The following is a 15,278-nucleotide window of genomic DNA, read 5'->3' on the forward strand; positions in this document are numbered from 1 at the left end:
TATGAGCGCTGAACTCCAGCAAGAACTGTGGTCGCGTTGGCGCCTTGTGCTCGGCAAGGAAGCCGAGAAGCAGCTCGTCGAGAGCGGCGGAGGCAGCGGTGGGCTAGAGCTTTCGGAGGACGAGAGAATCATGGACGAAGCGCTGGCGGCGATCTATGACGATACGGGCGGCAACGGCGAGGGCGGCGGCGGAAGCGGCGGGAACGCCGGAGGGCGCGGCGGTGCTGGCTCCGGCAAGTCCGCTCCGCGTCTCGCGAAGTGGCTGGGCGACGTCCGCAGCCTGTTCCCCGAGGATGTCGTGTCGATCATTCAGAACGACGCCATGGAGCGCAAGGGCTGGAAGCAGCTGCTGTTCGAGCCGGAGCTTCTGGCGACGGTCAAGCCGGACATCGGGCTGGTCGGCACGTTGATGTCGCTGCGGGGGAAGATTCCCGAGAAGACGAAGGATACCGCGCGCCAGCTCGTGCAAGCCGTGGTCGACGACCTGAAGAAACGCATGGAGACCGAGATCAGGCAGGCGGTGACGGGCGCGCTCAATCGCCGGCAGCATTCCCCGCTGCCCTCGTTGTCCGGCATCGATTGGAAGCGGACCATCCAGCGCAACCTGAAGCATTACAGCGCGGAGCGGAAGCAGATCATTCCGGAGAAGTTCTATTACTTCGACCGCGCCCGCCGCAGCAAGGAATGGACAATTATCGTCGATATCGACCAGAGCGGGTCCATGGCGGATTCCGTCATCTGGGCATCCGTCGTGGGATCGATCTTTGCCAGCATGCCGGCGCTCGACACCCGGGTCGTGGCTTTCGATACGGAGGTCGTCGACCTGACGGAGCAATGCGGCAACGATCCCGTCGACATGCTGTTCGGCATCCAACTGGGCGGAGGAACGGACATTCACAAGTCGGTGCAGTATTGCGAGCAATTCGTCACGGAGCCTAAGAAGACGCTATTCATCCTCATCTCCGACTTGTTCGAGGGCGGCAATCAGGCCGGACTGATCCGCCGCATGCGCGAGATGCGCGAAGCGGGAGTGCGCACGATCTGCCTTCTGGCCTTGTCGGATCAAGGCAAGCCGTATTACGATGAGAACGTGGCGAAGAAGCTTGCCCAGGACGGCACTCCTTCCTTCGCCTGCACGCCTTCCATGCTGCCCGCCCTTGTGGAGGGAGCGCTTAAGGGCCATGATCTTCCTGCCCTGGCCGAGAAGCTGACGGGTGGGAATAAGTAACTAGCAGCAAGGATGCGAAACCAAACCTTCGCTTGCCCCGCCGATGCGGACATCGGCCGGGCAAGGAAGGTTTTTTTGTGAGCCGGTGAGTGGGGGAAATGTAACGGACATTGGCGAGACTGTCGAATAACTGCCCATCATAAGGGCTGTCTGTTCCATTAGAATTGCGAAGTGCCGCTTTTTGCCGAAATAACGCTTTTCATTTCCGTTACAGTTGCTCCCGTTCATTTCTTACCGGACACTTGCCCGCAATTTCACCTTTGGACAATTAATAGACACCCCCGGGAACGACGTTTGTCTCGAATGGGCATGTTCATGTATTCACAATCGGGCAGCGGCAGTCGATGAATCAGAGAGAGGGGGTGCGGCTTAGGTGCTGCAGCCTATGCAGTCCAAGGAAGACACATGGTATAATAGGGACCGAATAAGACTGATTATAATCCCCATAAATAGGGTAGGTACATAAAGCGCAGCATCGGAAGCATACGCAACTGTGCTGGAAATCGAACTTTTTGAAACACCCGCTATCAGGTGCAAAGCCAAGCTTTAGTGTAGCGTTCGGCAGGCAATTATCCCACTTTTTGCGATTCTAGCGAGTTTATCTCTTCCAAAATAGGCAAAGCTGATAGAACAGGCTTTTACTGGAAAACCGCTCCGGCGGTATGGAGGGATTAGGGATGAAGCAAATATTGTTGGTAACGGATGGCTGCTCCAATGTAGGGATGAGTCCGGTCGTCGCCGCGGCGCACGCGAAGTCGGAGGGCATCGCGGTAAACGTCGTCGGCGTGCTGGATCATGGCGATGTAGGCGAGCTGGGTGCTTCGGAGATCGACGAGATTGCGAGAGCGGGCGGCGGTCTCAGCCGGCTGGTCAACACGCGTCAGCTCTCCCAGACGGTGCAGATGATGACGCGCAAGACGGTCGTGCAGACGATTCAGCTTGCCGTGCAGAAGGAGCTTAAGCAGGTGCTGGGCAATGGCTCCATCGAGGCCTTGCCGCCCGAGAAACGCGGCGAGGTCGTGCGGGTCATCGACGAGCTCGGCGAGACGTCGGGGCTGCAGGTTGCGCTGCTGATCGACGCCAGCGCCAGCATGAAGCCCAAGCTGGCCGCGGTAGAAGAGGCGATTCACGACCTGATGTTAAGCCTGCAGGCCAGGCAGGGCAAGAGCCAGATCGCGGTATTTCACTTCCCGGGCTCGCGGCATGGCGACGACTGCGTGTTGGACATGGCCTGGACGGAGCACCTTAACGGCATGCACTCCATCTTCCCCAAGCTGCAGATGGGAGGCACGACGCCGACGGGGCCGGCGATTATGCATGTCGTCGACTACTACTTGCGGGGCCAGGACGGGGAAACGGGCCGGAAAAGCAGATATGGAACGGATGGGATGATGGGTGACTACGTCGTTTAAGTTGGAGCTTAGACGGGGGACGATCGTCGTCGGCAAGTGGAAGGGAGGCCGCTACCGGGTGGAGCGCCTCCTGGGAGAAGGGGCGAACGGCAAGGTCTACCTCGTGCAGAAGGATCGCGACTGGTACGCGCTTAAGGTAGGCGCGGATGCCGTGGATCTGCAATCCGAGATTAACGTGCTGGGAACGCTTGCGAAGCAGAAGGGCCCGGGAATAGAGCCCTTCTTGTTCGACGTTGACGATCTTTACGCGCCGAACGGGAAGGAGTATCCCTTCTATATAATGCGCTACGTGAGGGGCACAACGCTGGATGCCTACTTGAAGCAGCAGGGCGCGCAGTGGTTCCCTCTCGTGGGACTGAATCTGCTCGGGAAGCTGGCCAGACTGCATAAGTCCGGCTGGGCGTTTGGCGACCTGAAGGTGGAAAACGTCATGGTCGCGGACTACGGGCATGTCGACCTCGTTGACTTCGGCGGCGTCACGGCGATCGGCAAGAGCATCCGCCAGTTCACGGAGATCTACGACCGCGGCTACTGGAACAGCGGTTCCCGCACGGCGGATCCTAAATATGATCTGTTCTCATTCGCGGTGCTCTGCATCCAGCTCCATGAGCCGAAGCGTCTGCATGCGCTGACGAAGGAGCTGCTGCCGCAGAACCGCTCCACGCTGGAGCTGTCGGGCCTGCTGACGAGCAGCCCCGACCTGAAGCCCGTCGCGGGCTGGTTGAAGCAGGCGCTGGAGGGCGGCTTCGCGGACGCGGCGGAGGGCGCCGAAGCCTGGCGGCTGCTCATGCACCGGCGAGATACGCGGAAGTCCTCCGCTACGCCGGGCTGGCTCAAGGGGTTGGCCGCGACGACGAGCGTGCTGCTCGCCATCTCGATCTACTGGCTTCTTCGCAACATGATGTAGCGGACACGAGCGGGGATACGGACGCGAGGACACCGAGGACACAAGGATACGGGGATACGAGGATACGGGGACGGGACGAACGGAGGCATACATACACGATGAATGCGAATGTGCTGAACGCTGTGGAGAAGGAAGCGGCGGAACGAGGTCTATGGCAGGACGGGGATACGATCATCGCAGCCGTCTCGGGAGGTCCCGACTCCATGGCGCTGCTTCATATGCTCCATATGCTTGCGGTGCCGAGACGGCTGCGAACGATTGCCGCCCACGTCAATCACGGCTTTCGCGGCGAGGAATCGGCAGCCGAGCTGGAGCTGGTGAAGCGGTATGCGGAGAAGCTTGGCGTGCCATGCGAGACGACGACGCTTGCGCTGACTACTTATATAGAAGAAAATGCATTGAATCTCCAGGCCGCGGCGCGCGAGAAGCGGTATGCATTCCTGCACGAGGTCGCGAAGCGATACGGAGCGTCCCGAATTGCCTTGGCACACCACGGCGACGATCAGGCCGAGACCGTGCTGATGCGGGTGATACGCGGCGCGGGACTGTCCGGCTTGTCCGGCATTCCTGCCAGACGGAGCGAAAATAATGTGGAACTCATCCGTCCGCTATTGCGTATGAACAAGTCAGACCTTCTGGCATACTGCGAGGAGGGAGATATCCCCTACAGCACGGACAGCAGCAATCTGGAGCGGCATTACTTCCGCAACACGGTGCGGCTCGACATTCTTCCTTACTTGTCACAGTTCAATCCCCAGCTGCCGCTGTCGCTGCAGAGGCTCGCCGAAGTGGCGGGCGAGGAGGATGACTTCATGGCAAGCCAAGCGGCCTCGGCGTTCGAGACGGTCGTGCGGGTAGAAGACGGGGAATACGCCGTTTCCTGCCGCGATTTGCAGGGTCTGCACATCGCTTTACAAAGGAGATTGATTAAACTAATATTAAGTTATCTTTCGCAAGATACGGAAAACATATCCTGGAGCGGCATTGAGCGAATGCGCTTCGCCGCCGCTACGGAAGCGCCGTCGACTTGGCGTCATGACGCGGGCAGCGGAGTTCGCTGTTTAAGGGAATACGACACCATGCGATGGATAAAGATCCCTCCGGAAGGAGGAGGCCTTGAACCCGGCCGTTATGTTTATGAGATACGGGAGGGGATGGCGTACATACACGCAGTATCCGCCGGCTGGACGTTCCGGCTGCAATGGCTGGACGCGGCATCTTCCGGGAGGCCGAGACCGGCCTCGCGAAGCGAAGCGATATTCGACGCGTCGGAGCTCCGTTTCCCGCTGATGATTCGCAATCGCCTTCCAGGCGACAGAATTCATGTTTTAGGATTAAATGGGTCGAAAAAAGTGCAAGATATGTTCGTTGACGAGAAGATCCCTCCATCCGGCAGGGCAACCTATCCGCTGTTATGCGATTCGGAGGGGAGGCTGCTGTGGATTCCGGGCATTCGAAGATCGTCCCATGCCCTCGCGGGGGAAGGCAGTCGCAAGCTGCTTCATATTACAGCATCGACTGGCGAATAAGAAGCAAGGGTCTATTCATAAACATAGGTATAGCGTAGGGGGATTATCACTTTGCAGAATGACATTAAGGAAGTACTATACAGCGAAGAGCAGATTCAAGCAAAGGTATCAGAACTCGGCGCACGGCTGAGCGCGGACTTCGAGGGGCGCAATCCGCTCGTTATTTGCGTTCTAAAGGGTGCGTTTATTTTCATGTCCGACCTCGTCAAGGTTATCTCGGTGCCGCTCGAGATCGATTTTATGGCCGTATCCAGCTATGGCGCGTCGACCAAATCGTCGGGCGTCGTAAAGATTATCAAGGATCTGGATGTAACCGTAGAAGGGCGCGACGTTCTGATTGTCGAGGATATCATCGACAGCGGTCTGACGCTAAGCTACCTGATTGACGTACTGGAGCACCGCGGTTCGAAATCGGTGACGGTCGTCACTTTGTTCGACAAGCCGGCCCGCCGCGCGGTGGACTTGCAGCCGCATTACAAGGGCTTCACCCTCCCGGACGAGTTCGTCGTAGGCTACGGCCTCGATTTCGCGGAGAAGTACCGCAACCTTCCTTACATCGGCATTTTGAAGCCGGAAGTGTACGAGAAATAAATCGCGCTTTATACCTGGCAGGAGAGCTGATTCCGGCTCTATTGTGATGGAAAGTCATGCTATGGTAAAATATCTAAAGCGTCTGAGAGGAGGTAGGGGATGAATCGGATCATCCGAAATACTGGTTTTTATTTGATCATCTTTTTGGTTACCGTTGGCATTTTCCAATATATTAGCGGCCAGGGGGACAACACCAAGCCGTTAAGATATGACGAGCTGCGGTCTCAGATCGAGGCTGGCAACGTGTCGGAGCTGACCGTGAAGTTCGACAATCAGTCCTACTTCATAACGGGCAAATATAAAAACACCCCTGAGGGTGTGGAAAGCGAGAACTTCACCTCCCGCGTCGGCAACAGCGCAGAGGCAAAGATCGCGGAGTGGTCGGAGCAATTCGGCTTCGAGCTGACGAACAAGGAGATGGACACGCCGAGCTTCTGGGTCACGTTCCTGACATCCATCATCCCGTTCATCCTGCTCTTCGTCCTGTTCTTCTTCCTGATGAATCAGGCACAGGGCGGCGGCGGCAAGGTCATGAACTTCGGCAAGAGCCGCGCGAAGCTCTACAACGAAGAGAAGAAGCGCGTCACGTTCGAGGACGTGGCCGGAGCGGACGAGGAGAAGCAGGAGCTGGTGGAGGTCGTCGACTTCCTGAAGGATCCGCGCAAGTTCAATCTCGTCGGCGCGCGCATACCGAAGGGCGTACTGCTCGTAGGTCCTCCGGGTACCGGTAAAACCTTGCTTGCGCGCGCGGTAGCGGGCGAAGCGGGCGTACCGTTCTTTAGCATCTCGGGCTCCGACTTCGTGGAAATGTTCGTCGGCGTCGGCGCATCCCGCGTACGGGACCTGTTCGAGAACGCCAAGAAGAACGCGCCTTGTATTATCTTCATCGACGAGATCGACGCGGTCGGCCGCCAGCGCGGCGCCGGACTTGGCGGCGGTCACGACGAGCGCGAGCAGACGCTCAACCAGATGCTGGTCGAGATGGACGGCTTCGGCTCCAACGAAGGCATTATTATTATCGCCGCGACTAACCGCGCGGATATTCTTGACCCGGCGCTGTTGCGTCCAGGCCGTTTCGACCGTCAGATTACGGTTGACCGTCCAGACGTTAAGGGCCGTGAAGCTGTACTGAAGGTTCATGCTCGCAACAAGCCGCTTACGGGCGAAGTAAAGCTGGACGTGATCGCGAGGCGCACGACGGGCTTCAGCGGCGCGGATCTGGAGAACTTGCTTAACGAAGCTGCGCTTCTGGCAGCCCGCCGCAATAAGAAAGAGATCAACATGGTCGACATCGACGACGCAATCGATCGCGTCATTGTCGGCACAGAGAAGAAGAGCCGCGTCATCAGCGACCGCGAGAAGCGGATCGTGGCTTATCACGAGGCTGGTCACACCATTGCCGGCTTCTTCCTGGAACATGCGGATCAGGTTCATAAGGTCACCATTATTCCGCGCGGACGCGCGGGAGGCTACGTCATCATGCTGCCTAAGGAAGACCGCATGCTGGTGACGAAGCAGGAGCTCCTGGACAAAGTGACAGGTCTCCTTGCGGGCCGCGTCGCCGAGGAGATCTTTATCGGCGAGATCGGTACAGGCGCTTACAGCGACTTCAAGTCCGCAACAGGCATCGTACGCAGCATGATCATGGAATACGGCATGAGCGACAGGCTCGGCCCTATGCAATTCGGCAGCACTCAAGGTCAAGTATTCTTGGGGCGCGACATCGGCCACGAACAGAATTACTCGGATGCGATCGCATACGAGATCGATCAAGAGATGCAGACCATCATCAACGATTGTTACGACCGTGCCAGAAAGTTGTTGAACGAGAAGAGCGAAGAGATGCATCTGATCGCCAACACGCTTCTGACGGAAGAGACGCTGGAGATGGATCAGATCAAGTCCCTTATCGAGAAAGGCACGATGCCGACAGGCGGAGAAGGCGGCGGTACGCCGTCCGAAGCGTCCACGGCGGAGCCGATTATCGACGAGATCGGCGACGTGAAGGTGCGCATCCAGCCTCGCGAGGATGTCGATCCGAAGCCGGAGACGCCGGAAGGCGGAGGTTCTTCTTCCGAAGGCGATCCGAACAACAAAGCTTAAAGCTTAATGGTAGCTTTACCCATAGCAAGTACGGACGTCCCGTCCCTCTCTCTGGAGAGGGCGGGACGTTTTTTTGTTTTTTGCAAAAATACAGGCAGGCATATGAGTTCGCCTTACTGTTTCTAAGAATGAAGCGCGCTGCGCCGCGGTTGCAACCCGAAAAAATCAGGTTAGAGCGGGGTTCAAGCCATTGGGGCGATGTTCGACGCACAGGCACGGAGCCTATGGAGAGTAAGGGGAGTAAATGTTTTGCAACCACATTGAAATAATAGCGGCAGGAATTAGCAATACTACATACGAGCTGCCACACCATATCACATCACTTGTACATTGTACAAAAAGGGGAGATTGCGGCAATGAAAAAAACGTACAGCATGATGTTTTCGCTGCTACTCGCAATTACGCTGGTACTGTCCGGCTGCGGGGCGGGCAAGAATAACACCGTCAACCCGGGAGCGGGCACCGGCGGAAATAAAGTGGAGTCCGACGAAACAGGCAAGGACTTCCGAATCGGTATGGTAACGGACGTAGGCGGCGTTAACGATAAGTCCTTCAACCAGAGCGCTTGGGAAGCTCTGAAACGAGTAACTGCGGAGACTAGCGCTCAGACGAAGTTCCTGGAGTCCAAGGGCGAAGCCGACATGGAGCCGAACCTTAACAACTTCGTACGGGAAGGCTTTGATCTAACTTGGGGAATCGGTTTTTTGTTTACGGACGCGGTCGCGAAAGTAGCCAAGGAGAACCCGGATGCGAAGTTGGCCGTTATCGATACGGTCGTTGATGCGCCGAACGTGACGTCCATCACTTTTGCCGAACATGAAGGTTCGTTCCTGGTGGGCGTTGTGGCGGGCCTGATGACGAAGACGGACAAGATCGGCTTCGTGGGCGGACTTGAAATTCCCGTTATCAAACGTTTCGAAGCCGGCTTTCTGGCCGGCGTAAAAGCCGTGAAGCCTGACATTAAAGTCAACGTGGTATACACGGGCGCGTTCGATAAGCCGGATCTTGGCAAGAGCGCCGCGGCTACGATGTACAATAGCGGCATCGACATCATTTTCCACGCGTCCGGCGGTACGGGCAATGGCGTATTTAACGAAGCCAAGGACCGTAAGAAAAACGGCAAGGATGTATGGGTAATCGGGGTAGACAAGGACCAGTCGCTGGAATTCGGCGACGACGTTACGCTGACATCTATGATGAAGGGCGTAGAGACGGCTGTGCACAAGGTGTCGAGAGATCTGATCGCTGGCAATTGGCAAGGCGGCTCGGTGCAGGAGCTTGGTCTGAAGGACGACGCGGTTGGGTTGCCGGAGACCTCGAAGGCTAACGTCCCTGAGGAAGTGTTGAAGCAAGTCGAAGAGTTCAAGGGCAAGATCGTTAGCGGCGAAATTACCGTTCCGACGAAATAAGCGGAAATCCACGGCGATAGCCATAACCACATTGTTCGTTCGTTTGTTGAAACAGCGAGACCGGCAAGAGCCGGTCTTGTGCCGTTTGCTTAAAGTGCTGTTCAAAAAGTTTTTCACTTTCGTGATTGTCAGGAAATACAGGAAAGAATGATTTCTTGGGGCATGGGGGAAGAGGAAGCCAACCAATCATATGGCCTAATCGGAAGTAATGGGAAAAGTTCCCTCTAATCTTAAAGAATCGAGCTTTCTGCTTGTCTTAAAGGGAAAAGTGCCCACTAATCATGTGGGTTTTGCTCAATGTAGGAATTCGATCGAAATTAGAGGGAGGAAATCCCTCTAAAACCTGGAAAATGGTGAGAATGGGGCAATTAGAGGGAGCTTTTCCTCTTATCCAGGAAGAATGATGATCGCCCCGTATAGGAAGATGTTTTTCTTATCTCTTGACTGGAATACCAGGCATGCAGACATTATATGTGGATCCCGGGAGTGATTAGGAATGGGTCAGAGCGGGGCAGTCGTACAGTTAAAGGGAATTACGAAACGATTTCCCGGACTGGTGGCGAACGATTCCATCGACTTGGAGCTGAAGAAAGGCGAGATCCATGCCTTGCTTGGGGAGAACGGCGCCGGCAAGTCGACGCTGATGAATATTCTGTTCGGCTTGTATCAGCCGGACGAAGGGGAAATCTGGATTAACGGCGAGCGCACCGTCATTGACGGGGCCTCCAAGGCGATCGAGCTGGGCATTGGCATGGTGCATCAGCATTTCAAGCTGGTACAACCGTTTACGGTAGCGGAGAACATCGTTCTCGGCGATGAACCGAAGAAAGGCTTGAAGATCGACTACAAGCTCGCGAATCAGAGGGTAAGAGAGATCTCCGGGCGTTATGGATTGAAGGTAGATCCGCAAGTGCGGATTCAAAATATTACGGTAGGCATGCAGCAACGGGTAGAGATTCTGAAAACATTGTATCGCGGCGCGGAAATCGTCATCTTTGACGAACCGACGGCCGTGCTTACCGTGCAGGAGATCGAGGAGCTAATCCAAATTATTCGGAATTTGGCCGCGGAAGGCAAGTCCATCATCATCATCACGCATAAGCTCAAGGAAGTGATGGCGCTCGCGAACACCGTGACGGTCATCCGCCGCGGCAAAGTCGTCCGCACGCTGCCGACAAGCGGCACAAACGAACGGCAGCTGGCGGAGCTGATGGTCGGCCGCGACGTGTCGTTCGAGGTCGAGAAGTCGCAGGCGAAGCCTGGCGAGGTGGTGCTGGACATTCGGAATCTTCGGATGAAGGGCGATCAAGGCAAGCCGGCGCTGGACGGTACAACGTTGCAGGTGCGCGCGGGCGAAATTTTTGGCATTGCAGGGGTTGACGGCAATGGTCAGAGCGAACTGATCTATGCCATTACCGGCATGCGCAAGGTACAAGAAGGCAATGTGTTTCTTAACGGCTCCGATCTGACGAACAAGTCGCCGCGCGACATCTCCATGGCGGGCGTCGGCCATATTCCGGAGGATCGCCATAAGCATGGGCTGGTGCTGGACTTCTCCGTTAGCGAAAATATGATTCTGAACACATACTTTCAGCCGGAATACGGCCGTTATGGTTTCGTGGACTTTAAGGCGATGGACAAGCTTGCGGCGGATCTCGTGGGTGAATACGACGTTCGGCTGTCAGGCATCCATACGGATGCAAGAGCGTTGTCCGGCGGCAATCAGCAGAAGGCTATTATCGGGCGGGAGCTGCACAAGGACCCCGACCTGATCATCGCGGTACAGCCGACGCGCGGTCTCGACATCGGCGCGATCGAATTCGTACATAATCGGCTCGTGGAGGCCCGAAATGGCGGCAAGGCCATCCTGCTCGTCTCCTTCGAGCTGGATGAGCTGTACGCGTTGTCTGACCGAATCGCGGTCATGTACGAAGGGAAGCTGGTCGGAGAGGTGGATGCAGACAACCGCAACGACGAAGAGCTCGGTCTACTTATGTCGGGCAACACGGATACAGCCGGGATTCCGGGACAAAGGGGGAGCTAGCGGGATATGGACACGACCAAAAAAATATTCAACAAATCCTCGCTTCTCGTCCCGCTGGTCTCCATTGTACTGGGTCTGATTATTGGAGCGATCGCGATGCTTGCCGGCGGGTACAATCCCATTGTGGCTTATACCTCCCTCTTCGAAAGATTGTTCGGCAGCCCCTACCATATGGGCGAGGCGATTCGGGCCATCACGCCGCTTATCTTTACTGGCATCGCGGTAGCTTTTGCCTTCCGGACAGGACTGTTCAATATCGGGGTAGAGGGTCAATTCGTTATGGGAATGACAGGGGCGACGTTGATCGGCGTGCTTTTGGATTTGCCTTGGTACATTCATGGACCTCTCGCCATTGTGACGGGTGCCTTGTTCGGGGGATTATGGGCCGGTATTGTCGGCTTCCTTAAGGCGACGAGGGGCGTTAACGAGGTCATCTCGTCCATCATGTTGAACTGGACTGCGCTGTACCTAGCCAATTACATCGTTGCTGCATTTTTGCTGGAGCCGGGCCAACAGAAATCGAGGCCGATCCATGCCTCCGCGCTTATGCATATCGACTGGCTGATCGAGCTGATGGACAGGGCCAGAATGCACTGGGGCACCTTGATCGCCTTACTTGGCGTAGCGGTGTTCTATCTGCTGCTCTGGCGTACGAAACAAGGCTACGAGCTGCGCGCGGTTGGCCATAATCCCGATGCGGCGCTGTATGCGGGGATGAACGTTAACCGGACGATCGTCAAATCGATGATGATCAGCGGCGTGTTCGCAGGTCTGGGCGGGGTATTCGAGGTGCTCGGCGTATTCGGAAATCAAACCATTATGGCCGCATCCCCGGGATACGGCTTCGACGGCATCGCGGTTGCTTTGCTCGGCGGCAATACGCCAGTCGGCGTGCTGCTCGCATCCATTCTGTTCGGCGGACTCAGCTACGGATCTTCCGGCATGAGCTTCGGCGCCGGCGTTCCTTCGGAGATCGTCCGTATCGTAATCGGTTCGGTTATTTTCTTCGTAGCCGCTCATGGCATCGTAAAATATATGCTGAAGCCGTTTATGCAGAAGCGCTCGGCGGACAAGCGGAAGGAGGCGGCTTGACATGGAGGTATGGGGTCAACTTATCAATACGACGCTGGTTTTCTCTACCGCGCTTATCTTCGCTGCCCTGGGAGGCATGTTCTCGGAGCGTTCCGGCGTTGTCAACATCGGCCTGGAGGGCTTGATGGTATCCGGCGCGTTCGCCGCCGCGGTTGCGACGTATTCTGCATCGGAGGCGGGCTTCGGAAGCGGTTCGCCTTGGATCGGATTGATCGCCGCCGTTGTCTACGGCGTATTGTTCTCGCTTCTGCATGCGGTGGCAACGATCACGTTTAAGTCGGATCAGACGGTCGTCGGCGTCGTCATTAACATCTTGGCGCTTGGCGTCGCGATCTACTTTACGCGCAGTCTGTATGATGGATCGGTGCAGACGCCCCAGCTATACGACGTATTTTCCAAGGTGTCGATTCCCTTGTTGTCAGACATCCCGATCATCGGGGAAGGGTTTTTCCATGCGTACCCGACGACCTATATCGTGGCCGTACTGGTCGCCGTCAGCTATTTCTTGCTCTTTAAGACGCCGTTCGGACTGCGCCTGCGCGCTGTAGGGGAGCATCCCAGCTCGGCTGACACGGTCGGCATCAACGTATCCAGGTATCGCTATATTGGCGTTATGCTGAGCGGCGCGCTGGCCGGCCTCGGCGGCGCAACGATTACGCTGACGACGACGAGCAGCTTCGCGTACAACACGATCTCCGGCCAGGGCTTCATTGCGCTGGCGGCGCTCATCTTCGGCAAGTGGAATCCGCTCGGACTCGCCGGAGCGGCCGTCTTCTTCGGCTTCGCGCAAGCGATCCGCAACTTCGCCCAGCTGTTCGATTGGTCGAAGAACATCCCTACGGAAGTGTTCTACATGCTGCCTTATGTCCTCACCTTGATCGTGCTCGCTGCCGCGGTCGGCCGCTCCAGCGCCCCGTCGGCGCTTGGACAGCCTTATGATCCCGCGAGGCGATGACTTCTTGAAACATGCCGGACCTGAGCTAACCTTTGGTCTGGTTTTTTATTCAACCAAATGGTTGACTAAGATAGGCGAAGAAAGTATAGTTAACTACATGGTTGAATATTCATTGAACGATGAACAGCTGGATCAAGTGTTTCATGCGCTGTCCGACCCGACACGCAGAGGAATGATTCGTATGCTGGCGCAAGAGGAGCGCACGGTGACGGAGCTTGCTGCTCCGTTCGACATGTCGCTTGCCGCGGCGTCCAAGCATATCAAGGTTTTGGAGCAAGCAGGGCTGCTGCAGCGGACTGTGCATGGGCGCACGCATACCTGCAAGCTGGATTCCAGTGTGCTGGCGCGGGCGACGAGGTATTTGCAGTTTTACGAGAGGTTCTGGAGTGCGCAGTTCGACACACTGGAGATGGAGCTCAACAAGGCGAAAAACGAGGAACATTAAGTCGACCTACAAATAGAAGGGAGGGAATTGGGATCATGCACGAAACAAAGGAGGATCACGCATCTTATACAACGTTGACGATGGTTCGCCAGTTTGACGTCAAGCCGGAGCGGCTATTCGATGCCTGGATCAACCCGCAGATGATGCGCAAGTGGCTGATGACTATGGAAGCGACAAATAAGGTGGCGACATGCGACCCTCGCGTGGGAGGCAAGTGGGAAATCGTCGATGTCCGGGATGGCGTTGAATACAGGGCGATTGGCGAGTACTTGGAGATAGATCCTCCGCACAAGCTGGTTCTTACGTTCCGCATGCCGCAGTTCAATGATTCGGTGGACACATTGACGGTGGAGATCAAGCCGCTCGGCAAAGGCTGCGAGATGGTATTTACCCAAGTCATCCGCGTTCCGCATGAGGAAGGCTGGAGAGAGGCCGAGATTGCAAGAGCGATGCAGGAATACCACGATGGTTCGCAGCATGGCTGGAACCTGATGTTCGTAGGATTGCAGCAGCTTCTTAAGGCTCAGGAGAACGAAGATTAGTCTTCGAGCTGGAAAAACGCATACAAGTACTAAATCATAAAGAGGAGAGGTGCAACATGCAGAAAATTAATACGTTCTTGATGTTCGAGGGACAAGCAGAGGAAGCGATGAACTTCTACATATCTTTGTTCGAGGATTCCGAGGTGCTGAGCATGACCAAGTACGGTCCGGAAGGCCCGGGCCGCGAAGGATCGATCATACATGCTTCGTTTGCGCTGAAGGGTCAAACCTATATGTGCATCGACAGCCATGTTAAGCACGACTTCACGTTTACGCCCGCCATCTCGCTTTATGTCCATTGCGAATCGGAAGAGGAGATCGATACGCTTTACGGCAAGCTTTCCGATGGCGGAGGTCCGCTCATGCCGCTGGGCGACTATGGCTTCAGCAAAAAGTTTGCATGGGTTGCCGATCGATTTGGCGTGACTTGGCAGTTGAATCTGGCTTAATGTCGTTTGAATAACCGGATGAAGCAAACACCTAGCTCGCAAATGAAGCTCGCCTCGCTGGCTGGCTTCTTTTTGCTTTTTTCCGTATGATCATTTGCAGGAGCTTGATTTGGACTTGCATAAGGAGCAATGCAACCTGAAGGCCAGTAATCGGAAGCAATCAAAGCTTAATATCCATTAAATACTGCGCGAAGGCGATAATTGGGCTCCCAAGCGGCTCAGAACGCGTATTCCTCCATTGACATACCCCTCTGTCAAGTGTAAATTAAATCTTAATTACACAACCGTAACTGCTACTGTCTGGAACGATGGGGGTCGGCGCGGAATCCCGATGCATTTGGATACAGAGAAACAATGGGTCGGGAATGGGGAGCAAGCATGGGCTACAATGATAAACCGCTTTTTGGGTCACACTAAAGGTAATGGAATCCCATAGTTTGTGCATCAATTCACAAAGTTGGCGACAGCCGCATCAAGATATAACTGGACGGAATGGGACGAGCGACGAGGAATTTCGCTGCAGATGCCGAGAGCTTGGCGGCAGGGCGGATGCAAGAACGCTGTTGAACCCA

At 55.9% G+C, this 15,278-nt stretch carries 13 protein-coding genes; all 13 read left to right on the forward strand.

Features of this window, described 5'->3' with window-relative positions:
* The first annotated feature begins 1 nt into the window (after position 1).
* The 13 genes from KJW29_RS28220 to KJW29_RS28280 all read left to right on the forward strand — a co-directional run bounded on the left by KJW29_RS28220 (position 2) and on the right by KJW29_RS28280 (position 14,706).
* Positions 2 to 1,228, forward strand: coding sequence for a VWA domain-containing protein (locus KJW29_RS28220; RefSeq protein ID WP_214627155.1), 1,227 nt, complete (start codon positions 2 to 4; stop codon positions 1,226 to 1,228).
* Between the two features lie 677 nt (positions 1,229 to 1,905).
* Positions 1,906 to 2,640 (forward strand): vWA domain-containing protein, encoded by a 735-nt coding sequence (locus KJW29_RS28225; protein ID WP_108994989.1) that lies wholly within the window; start codon positions 1,906 to 1,908, stop codon positions 2,638 to 2,640.
* Complete coding sequence (locus tag KJW29_RS28230) at positions 2,624 to 3,547, forward strand: serine/threonine protein kinase (protein ID WP_187103136.1); 924 nt, start codon at positions 2,624 to 2,626, stop codon at positions 3,545 to 3,547. The genes KJW29_RS28225 and KJW29_RS28230 overlap by 17 nt, the downstream gene beginning before the upstream one ends.
* A gap of 98 nt (positions 3,548 to 3,645) precedes the next feature.
* Entirely contained in the window at positions 3,646 to 5,076 is a 1,431-nt protein-coding gene (tilS, locus tag KJW29_RS28235; RefSeq protein WP_214627156.1) for a tRNA lysidine(34) synthetase TilS, read from the forward strand.
* A gap of 51 nt (positions 5,077 to 5,127) precedes the next feature.
* Positions 5,128 to 5,667: a hypoxanthine phosphoribosyltransferase gene (hpt, locus tag KJW29_RS28240; RefSeq protein WP_108994987.1), complete on the forward strand. Its 540-nt coding sequence runs from the start codon at positions 5,128 to 5,130 to the stop codon at positions 5,665 to 5,667.
* A 99-nt stretch (positions 5,668 to 5,766) separates the two neighbouring features.
* Positions 5,767 to 7,770, forward strand: a complete 2,004-nt coding sequence (gene ftsH / locus KJW29_RS28245) for an ATP-dependent zinc metalloprotease FtsH (protein ID WP_087571593.1) — start codon at positions 5,767 to 5,769, stop codon at positions 7,768 to 7,770.
* 356 nt (positions 7,771 to 8,126) lie between these two features.
* Positions 8,127 to 9,179 (forward strand): BMP family lipoprotein, encoded by a 1,053-nt coding sequence (locus tag KJW29_RS28250; RefSeq protein WP_214627157.1) that lies wholly within the window; start codon positions 8,127 to 8,129, stop codon positions 9,177 to 9,179.
* 496 nt (positions 9,180 to 9,675) lie between these two features.
* Complete coding sequence (locus KJW29_RS28255) at positions 9,676 to 11,223, forward strand: ABC transporter ATP-binding protein (RefSeq protein ID WP_214627158.1); 1,548 nt, start codon at positions 9,676 to 9,678, stop codon at positions 11,221 to 11,223.
* A 6-nt stretch (positions 11,224 to 11,229) separates the two neighbouring features.
* Complete coding sequence (locus KJW29_RS28260) at positions 11,230 to 12,315, forward strand: ABC transporter permease (RefSeq protein WP_214627159.1); 1,086 nt, start codon at positions 11,230 to 11,232, stop codon at positions 12,313 to 12,315.
* 1 nt (position 12,316) lies between these two features.
* Positions 12,317 to 13,270, forward strand: coding sequence for an ABC transporter permease (locus KJW29_RS28265; protein WP_214627160.1), 954 nt, complete (start codon positions 12,317 to 12,319; stop codon positions 13,268 to 13,270).
* Positions 13,271 to 13,382: 112 nt separating this feature from the next.
* Positions 13,383 to 13,715: an ArsR/SmtB family transcription factor gene (locus tag KJW29_RS28270; protein ID WP_246608418.1), complete on the forward strand. Its 333-nt coding sequence runs from the start codon at positions 13,383 to 13,385 to the stop codon at positions 13,713 to 13,715.
* Between the two features lie 35 nt (positions 13,716 to 13,750).
* Positions 13,751 to 14,257 (forward strand): SRPBCC family protein, encoded by a 507-nt coding sequence (locus tag KJW29_RS28275; protein WP_214627161.1) that lies wholly within the window; start codon positions 13,751 to 13,753, stop codon positions 14,255 to 14,257.
* Between the two features lie 56 nt (positions 14,258 to 14,313).
* On the forward strand, positions 14,314 to 14,706 hold the full coding sequence (locus KJW29_RS28280; RefSeq protein WP_214627162.1) for a VOC family protein: 393 nt from the start codon (positions 14,314 to 14,316) through the stop codon (positions 14,704 to 14,706).
* Positions 14,707 to 15,278 lie beyond the last annotated feature (572 nt).

It is taken from the genome of Paenibacillus agaridevorans, from assembly GCF_018604145.1.
Taxonomy (GTDB): Bacteria; Bacillota; Bacilli; order Paenibacillales; family Paenibacillaceae; genus Pristimantibacillus; species Pristimantibacillus agaridevorans.

Bases quoted from the DNA above. Each gene is read 5' to 3' on its own strand.
- KJW29_RS28220 (WP_214627155.1), top strand. From the start codon at position 2: ATGAGCGCTGAACTCCAGCAAGAACTGTGGTCGCGTTGGCGCCTTGTG.
- KJW29_RS28225 (WP_108994989.1), top strand. From the start codon at position 1,906: ATGAAGCAAATATTGTTGGTAACGGATGGCTGCTCCAATGTAGGGATG.
- tilS (WP_214627156.1), top strand. From the start codon at position 3,646: ATGAATGCGAATGTGCTGAACGCTGTGGAGAAGGAAGCGGCGGAACGA.
- ftsH (WP_087571593.1), top strand. From the start codon at position 5,767: ATGAATCGGATCATCCGAAATACTGGTTTTTATTTGATCATCTTTTTG.
- KJW29_RS28250 (WP_214627157.1), top strand. From the start codon at position 8,127: ATGAAAAAAACGTACAGCATGATGTTTTCGCTGCTACTCGCAATTACG.
- KJW29_RS28255 (WP_214627158.1), top strand. From the start codon at position 9,676: ATGGGTCAGAGCGGGGCAGTCGTACAGTTAAAGGGAATTACGAAACGA.
- KJW29_RS28260 (WP_214627159.1), top strand. From the start codon at position 11,230: ATGGACACGACCAAAAAAATATTCAACAAATCCTCGCTTCTCGTCCCG.
- KJW29_RS28265 (WP_214627160.1), top strand. From the start codon at position 12,317: ATGGAGGTATGGGGTCAACTTATCAATACGACGCTGGTTTTCTCTACC.
- KJW29_RS28275 (WP_214627161.1), top strand. From the start codon at position 13,751: ATGCACGAAACAAAGGAGGATCACGCATCTTATACAACGTTGACGATG.
- KJW29_RS28280 (WP_214627162.1), top strand. From the start codon at position 14,314: ATGCAGAAAATTAATACGTTCTTGATGTTCGAGGGACAAGCAGAGGAA.